Annotated in this window: 7 protein-coding genes and 1 pseudogene; 6 read left to right on the forward strand and 2 right to left on the reverse strand. The window is 73.6% G+C overall.

Annotated features, from left to right (window positions below; genetic code table 11):
• A partial coding sequence (locus GTW43_RS35925; protein ID WP_161306166.1) for an alpha-L-fucosidase occupies window positions 1-1,495 on the forward strand: 1,495 nt, incomplete at its 5' end.
• A 246-nt stretch (window positions 1,496-1,741) separates the two neighbouring features.
• On the opposite strand, the gene GTW43_RS35930 is transcribed toward GTW43_RS35925, so the two are convergent.
• Entirely contained in the window at window positions 1,742-2,401 is a 660-nt protein-coding gene (locus GTW43_RS35930; protein WP_161306167.1) for a TetR/AcrR family transcriptional regulator, read from the reverse strand.
• A 53-nt stretch (window positions 2,402-2,454) separates the two neighbouring features.
• Between GTW43_RS35930 and GTW43_RS35935 the strand changes: the two genes are divergently transcribed.
• From GTW43_RS35935 to GTW43_RS35955, 5 genes are all read left to right on the forward strand, one after another.
• Window positions 2,455-3,348 carry an SRPBCC family protein gene (locus GTW43_RS35935; protein WP_161306168.1) on the forward strand — a complete coding sequence of 298 codons (894 nt, stop codon included), beginning with the start codon at window positions 2,455-2,457 and terminating at the stop codon, window positions 3,346-3,348.
• Between the two features lie 134 nt (window positions 3,349-3,482).
• Window positions 3,483-3,905, forward strand: a complete 423-nt coding sequence (panD, locus tag GTW43_RS35940; RefSeq protein WP_161306169.1) for an aspartate 1-decarboxylase — start codon at window positions 3,483-3,485, stop codon at window positions 3,903-3,905.
• Window positions 3,906-3,924: 19 nt separating this feature from the next.
• Window positions 3,925-4,332, forward strand: a complete 408-nt coding sequence (locus GTW43_RS35945; RefSeq protein ID WP_161306170.1) for a GNAT family N-acetyltransferase — start codon at window positions 3,925-3,927, stop codon at window positions 4,330-4,332.
• Window positions 4,333-4,334: 2 nt separating this feature from the next.
• The gene (locus GTW43_RS35950; RefSeq protein WP_161306172.1) at window positions 4,335-4,985 is read left to right on the forward strand and encodes an aspartate/glutamate racemase family protein; all 651 of its coding nucleotides are present in this window, start codon (window positions 4,335-4,337) and stop codon (window positions 4,983-4,985) included.
• 36 nt (window positions 4,986-5,021) lie between these two features.
• Window positions 5,022-5,459 carry a nitroreductase family deazaflavin-dependent oxidoreductase gene (locus GTW43_RS35955; RefSeq protein WP_161306171.1) on the forward strand — a complete coding sequence of 146 codons (438 nt, stop codon included), beginning with the start codon at window positions 5,022-5,024 and terminating at the stop codon, window positions 5,457-5,459.
• Window positions 5,460-5,850: 391 nt separating this feature from the next.
• Here the strand turns inward: GTW43_RS35955 and GTW43_RS35960 are convergent.
• Window positions 5,851-6,617, reverse strand: a pseudogene (locus tag GTW43_RS35960) (NADP-dependent phosphogluconate dehydrogenase); the annotation flags it as partial.

Consider the following 6,617-nt stretch of genomic DNA (forward strand, 5'->3'; position numbering starts at 1 on the left):
CCCGGCGCAGATCGTCGCCAAGGCCGCGAACGTCGTTCCGCGCAAGGGCCAACTGGCCTGGCAGCGGCGGGAGATCACCGCGTTCACCCACTTCGGGATGAACACCTTCACCGACCGCGAGTGGGGTTCGGGCGCTGAGGACGAGGCGACCTTCGCGCCCACCGCCGTCGACGCCGACCAGTGGATCCGCACCTACCGGGCCATGGGCGCCGAGCTGGCGATGATCACCGCCAAGCACCACGACGGTTTCACGCTCTTCCCCAGTCGCTACACGCCGCACTCGATCCTCAAGAGCCCCGGCCGGCCGAACGTCGTGCGCCGGTACGTGGACGCGGCCCGTGCCCACAAGCTCCGCGTGGGGATCTACCTCTCTCCCTCCGACGGCTCCGAACTGCCGCACGCTTGGCACGCGACCTGGATCGAGGCGCTGCGCACGAAGCAGGCCGAGGGCGGCACGCTGACGTCGGTGGAACAGACCGCGCTCGACGACGGCGACCGCGCCCCCAGCGGCCTCGGCCGCTTCGGCAACGGCAGCGCGGTCCGCGAGCACACCATCCCCACCCTCGTGGAGGACGACGACCGCGCCGACGCCGTGCGCTCGGGCAAGCTGCCGACGTTCACCGTGCACGTCAACGACTACGACGCCTACTACCTGAACCTGGTCTACGAACTCTTCACCGAGTACGGCCCGCTCGACGAGTTCTGGCTCGACGGCGCCAACCCGTGGGCCGACGCCGGGATCACCCAGGAGTACCGCTTCGACGAGTGGTTCCGGGTGATCAAGGCGCTGTCACCCGACACCGTGGTCTTCGGCGGCCCCAACGGCGTGCGCTGGGTCGGCAACGAGAGCGGGATCGGCCGCGAGACCGAGTGGAGCGTCGTCCCGACGACCGCCGACCCGTGGACGTACCACGGCGAATGGCTGCTGCCGCACGGGCCGAGCGCGGCCGACATCGGCTCGCGCGACCGGCTCACCGAGCCCGGCGTGACCCACCTGTCGTGGTTCCCCGCGGAGGCCGACGTGTCCAACCGGCCCGGCTGGTTCCACCACGCCGACCAGCGCTCGAAGACCGCGGACCAGCTCTTCGACCTGTACGAGAAGAGCGTCGGGCGCAACACGACACTGCTGCTCAACGTGCCGCCCTCGCGGTCGGGCACGATCGACGCCGCGGACGTCGCCGAACTGACCGCGTTCGGGCGGCGGGTGCGGACGGTGTACGGGGATCCGGTCGCGAAGAACGCCGACGGGACGACCACCTTCGACCGGGTCGCGGTGCGCGAGGACATCGAACACGGGCAGCGGATCGAGTCGTTCGCCGTCGAGGCCGAGATCGACGGGGCCTGGCAGCGCATCGCCACCGGCACGACCGTCGGATACCGGCGCATCCTGCCGCTGCCCGAGCCCGTCACGGCGCGGCGGGTACGCGTCAAGGTCCTGGCCTCGCGCGCCGACCCCCGCCTCGGCCGGGTCACGCTCCACCGGGTGGTGCGCTGAGCGACGGCGGGTTGAGCGGCTGACTGGCTGAGCGGCGGGCCTCAAGCCGCCAGATCAAGAGAACCGACCCCCGTCAGCGGGGGCGGGGGCGTCGAGCTGCCTGCGCAGTTCGGCGGCCCCGGACCACGCCTGTTCGTGCGTCACCAGGTCGACTTTGGAAGCCCGCAGCCGGCTGACCGCGCCCCGCGCCCCCGTTCGGCACGATGGTCGACGGCGCGCGGACCGGGCCGGAGCACCAGGCGCTGGTCAGCGTCGCATCAGGACCCCGAGCGCGTCGTCGAGGTAGGTGCGGAACTCGCCGTCCTTCTCCGGTGGCAGCACGGAGGGCGCGGCATGGCCGAGTTGGGCGTGGCCGAGGTACACGGTGTACGCGAGCAGTCCGCGCCGCCGGGCCTCCGCCGGCGGGAACCCGAGCGCGGCGAAGAGGTCCGCGACGTACGCTACCCGGCGCTCGGTCACCCGGCGCAGCGCCGCGGACACCCGGGGATGCCCCGCAGTGGCCAGGAGTGCGACCTCCAGGGGATCCTCCGTGGCGGCCTGGATCGCGAAGGCGAAGAGCAGCCTGATGCGCTGCTCGGGATCGGGTTCCTCCTCGACGCCCGCGATGGTCCCCTCGGTGTTGATCTCCGCCCAGCGGTCGAGGGCGGCGTCGATCAGCGCGTCCCGGTTGCTGAAGTGCCAGTAGAAGCTGCCCTTCGTGGTGCCGAGACGGGCGGCGAGCGGCTCGATCGCGACGGCTGCGAGGCCGCCCTCCGCTATGGCTTCGAGGGCGGCGTCCGCCCAGGTCTGTGCGGAGAGGCGGGGCTTCTTGGCCGTGCGGCCCGTGCCGCCGCGGCGGTGTGCCCCGCTCCGGCCGGTCTCCGGTCCGTCCTGGCCGCGCTGTGGTCCCGGGTGCTGTTGCGCCATGACCGTACGGTACCGTACGGTCGAAACCATACGGCAGCGTATGGAGGTGCGTGATGGCACGGATCCGCAATGTCCACGAGCGGGCGGTGCGGGCCCCGGCGTCCGCCGTGGCTCCCCTCCTCGACCGCCTCTCGGCCGAGGACGACCCGATCTTCCCGGTGCCCGGCTGGGCCCCGATGCGTCTGGACGGGCCGCTCGCGGTGGGCGCGGCCGGGGGGCACGGGCCGGTCACGTACCGCGTCACCGCGTACGAGCCGGGGCGCCGGATCCGCTTCGACGGGACGCCGCCGTGGGACGGGTACCACGAGCTGACGGTCGAGGCGGCGGGCGACGACGGGTGCCGGGTGCGGCATGTGCTCGAGATGAGATTCGCGGGGGTCCGGCTGCTGGCGTGGATCGCGGGCATCAGGCCCGTGCACGACGCGATGATCGAGGAGCTGTTCGACAACATCGAGCTGATCGCGACGGGAACCGTCGCCCGGCCCGCGAAACGGTCCCCGCGGGTGCGCCTGCTCCGCCGCCTGGTCTGGGCCCGCCCGGAGTCGGTCACGGCGCCGGAGCACGCCCGGCTCATCCGCACGGCCCTCGAACATCCCCGGTACGCGGACGCCTACCGCATGCCGCTCCAGCCGGGGTTGCCGCGGGACCCGGAGGCGTGGACCGGGATTCTGCGGGGGCGCTTTCCTGTACTGGCCAAGGAGGATGGCGAGTTGCTCATGAGGGTGGACACGGCGGGGGTGACGGCTCGCGCCTCGATCGTCGTGGACGACCACCATGTGACCCTGTGCACGGTCGCAGGCGCGGAGTCCCTGCGCGGGAAGCTCTACTGGGGTCTGGTGCGGCGGGTACACCCCGTGATGGCCCGCACGATGCTGCGTCGCGTCCACAGGAACCTCGCGGGGTCCGCCCCCTCCGCCGCGGAGCGGTTCCTCTCCTCCCGCGGGTGAGGGGGCGAGGGGGTGAGGGGGGAGTCCTGAGAGGCCTGGAGAGCGCCACCCGGACGGGCGTGTCCCGATGTAGGGTGAGGCCAGCCCTTGACCTGCAAGAACGCAGGCAGGGAGCCGTCTTCGAGGAGTGCAACATGCTGCGCACCATGTTCAAGTCCAAGATCCACCGCGCCACCGTCACCCAGGCCGACCTGCACTACGTCGGCTCGGTCACCATCGACGCCGATCTGCTCGACGCCGCGGACCTGCTGCCCGGCGAGCTCGTGCACATCGTCGACATCGACAACGGGGCCCGGCTCGAGACCTACGTCATCGAGGGCGAGCGCGGGTCCGGTGTGATCGGGATCAACGGGGCGGCGGCCCACCTCGTGCACCCGGGCGACCTGGTGATCATCATCAGTTACGCTCAGGTCGACGACGCCGAGGCGCGTGCCCTGCGGCCCAGGGTCGTGCACGTGGACCGGGACAACCGGATCGTCGCACTCGGCGCGGACCCCTCCGAGCCCGTGCCCGGCGGCGAGGACCGGCGCAGCCCCCAGGCCGTGCCGGCGGTCTGACCGCGAGGAGTAGTGCCCCATGAGCCCCACCCGTCCCGACAGTTCGCCCGAACCGGGCGGCGAGGGCCACGTCACGGACGACGTCGTGATCCTCGACGACCGGGAGCGCGGGCTCCTGCGGGCGCGGGCCGGCGGCCCCGGCGGCGAGGTCCTCGGCCACATCCAGTACTTCGTGCTCGACGCACCGGAGCGTGCGCTGGTCGCGGTGCACACGATCGTCGAGCCGCGCCACGAGGGCCGGGGCATCGCCGGGTCGCTCACCCGCGAGCTGTACGCCCTCGCGGCGCGGGAAGCCGTGCAGGTCGTGCCGCTCTGCTCGTTCGTCGTGCGGTGGGCGGCGCGCCACCCCGGTGAGGCGCCCGCCGTCTCCGACGCACTGCGCCGGGCCGCCGAGCAGGCGCTCGCCGCCGACCCGGGGAAGTGGTGACGATGCTCGTCCTGCTGCACACCTCACCCGTGCACGTGCCCGTCTTCGACGCGCTGCGCGACACGCACCATCCAGGTCTCGCCCTGCGGCACGTCGTGCGCGAGGAACTGCTCGAGCGTGCCCGGGCCACGAGCCCCGAATCCGTGGCGGGCGACCTCGGAGTGCTGCTCCGCACGGCGGCGGCGGACGGAGCCGAGGCCGTGCTCTGCACCTGCTCGTCGATCGGCGGTGTCGCCGAGGCGCTCGGCGCCGAGGCGGGCGTGCCGGTGCTGCGCCTGGACCGGCCGATGGCGGCGCGCGCCGTCGAGATCGGATCCCGCGTCACGGTGGTCGCCACCACTCACAGCACACTCGGCCCCACCGTCGCCCTCGTCGAGGAGGAGGCCCGGCGCGCCGGGCGGCCGGTGGACGTGACGACGGTCCTGGTGGACGGGGCCTGGGAGCTGTTCCTCGCCGGTGACCAGGACGGGTATCTCGACCTGGTGGCCGCCGCGCTGGACGGGGCCGCGGGCGCGGCCGACATGCTCGTGCTCGCCCAGGCGTCGACGGCCGACGCCGCGGGCCGCACGCGGACCGCCGTCCCCGTGCTGTCCAGCCCGCTGCCCGGACTCGCCGCCGCGGCCCGGGAATGCGCGGCCGCCGGGAGCGCTTGACCGGAGCACCACCGTCGAACGCACCTGGAGGAACCCGTGTCCGAGAGCGACGTCGTGATCAGCCCCGCCGGATGGGTCGCCCGGCAGGCCCGCACGTACGAGGAGTCCGGCGGCACCCGCGGCACGACGGTGCAGGGCGCGCCGTGTCTGCTGCTCGACTACCGGGGCCGCCGCTCGGGCCTGTGGCGGCGCACCGTGCTGATCTACGGGCGGGACGGCGACGACCTGCTGATCGTGGCCTCGAACGGCGGAGCCGACACCGACCCGCAGTGGTACGTGAACCTGCGGGACAACCCCGACGTGCGGCTGCGGGTGGGGACCGAGCGGTTCGCGGCCCGCGCGCAGACCCTGACGCCCGCGGAGAAGGAGCGCGTGTGGGGCTCCCTCGTCGAGCTCTTCGCCCCCTATGCGGAGTACCGGGAGAAGACGGACCGCGACATTCCCGTCGTGCGGCTGACCCGTACGGACGGCTGACGCACGGGATCCGGCGCCGGGTCCGGCAGGGTCCGCAGGCGTGGACTCGCCGGGCGTGGGAACGCGAGCGGGGAGAGAGTGGAGAGGACCCCCTCCGACCCGTGGAGGAACCACCATGACCCACCCGTTCCCCGACCCCGTGCCGCCCGGGCCGACCCCGGGCCCCGGGCCGGGACCGACACCCGGTCCGGGCCCCGGCCCCGACCGGCCGGACCCGGCGCCGCTGCCGGACCCCTTCCCGACACCGACACCGGCCCCGCAGCCGTTGCCCGAGCCGTCGCCGTCCCCGGTGCCACCGGATCCGGACCCCGACCCCACCCCGCCGGAGCCCCAGCCCTCACCCGCCTGAGCGGGCGGGCGCGGGGCTCCCGGGAGGCCGCCGGAGAGGCCGTCAGGCCTCGACCTCGGAGCGGTCCCCGCCCCAGAGCGTGTGGAACGAGCCCTCGCGGTCGGTGCGCCGGTAGGTGTGCGCGCCGAAGAAGTCCCGCTGGCCCTGCGTCAGCGCCGCCGGCAGCCGGTCGGCGCGCAGCGCGTCGTAGTAGGCCAGCGCGGCCGCGAAGCCCGGCGTCGGCACGCCCTGCGTGATCGCGGCGCCCAGGACCGACCGCCAGTCGTCCTGGGCCGCCGCGATCTCCTCCGCGAAGCCCTTGTCGGACAGCAGCGACACGAGCGCGGGATCGGCCTCGTAGGCCGCGGTGATCCGGTCCAGGAACGCCGCGCGGATGATGCAGCCGCCGCGCCAGATCCGCGCGACCGCACCCGGGTCGACGTTCCAGTCGTACGCGGCGCTGCCCGCCGCGATCTCGTGGAAGCCCTGCGTGTAGGACACGATCTTCGAGGCGTACAGGGCCTGTTCGACCTGGTCGGCGAAGCGTGCGGCCTCGTCCCCGGACAGCGCCCGCGGCCGCGGGCCCGCCAGGTGGCGGGCCGCGCCCCGCAGTTCGGCGTGGCCCGACAGCGAACGGGCGAACACCGCCTCGGCGATGCCCGACACCGGCACCCCGAGGTCCAGCGCGATCTGCACCGTCCAGCGGCCGGTGCCCTTCTGCTCGGCCCGGTCCTGCACGACGTCCACGAACGGCTTCCCGGTGGCCTCGTCCACGTGGGACAGCACCTCTGCCGTGATCTCGATCAGGTACGAGTCGAGCCGCCCGGTGT

The sequence above is a fragment of the Streptomyces sp. SID5785 genome, assembly GCF_009870065.1.
GTDB lineage: Bacteria > Actinomycetota > Actinomycetes > Streptomycetales > Streptomycetaceae > Streptomyces.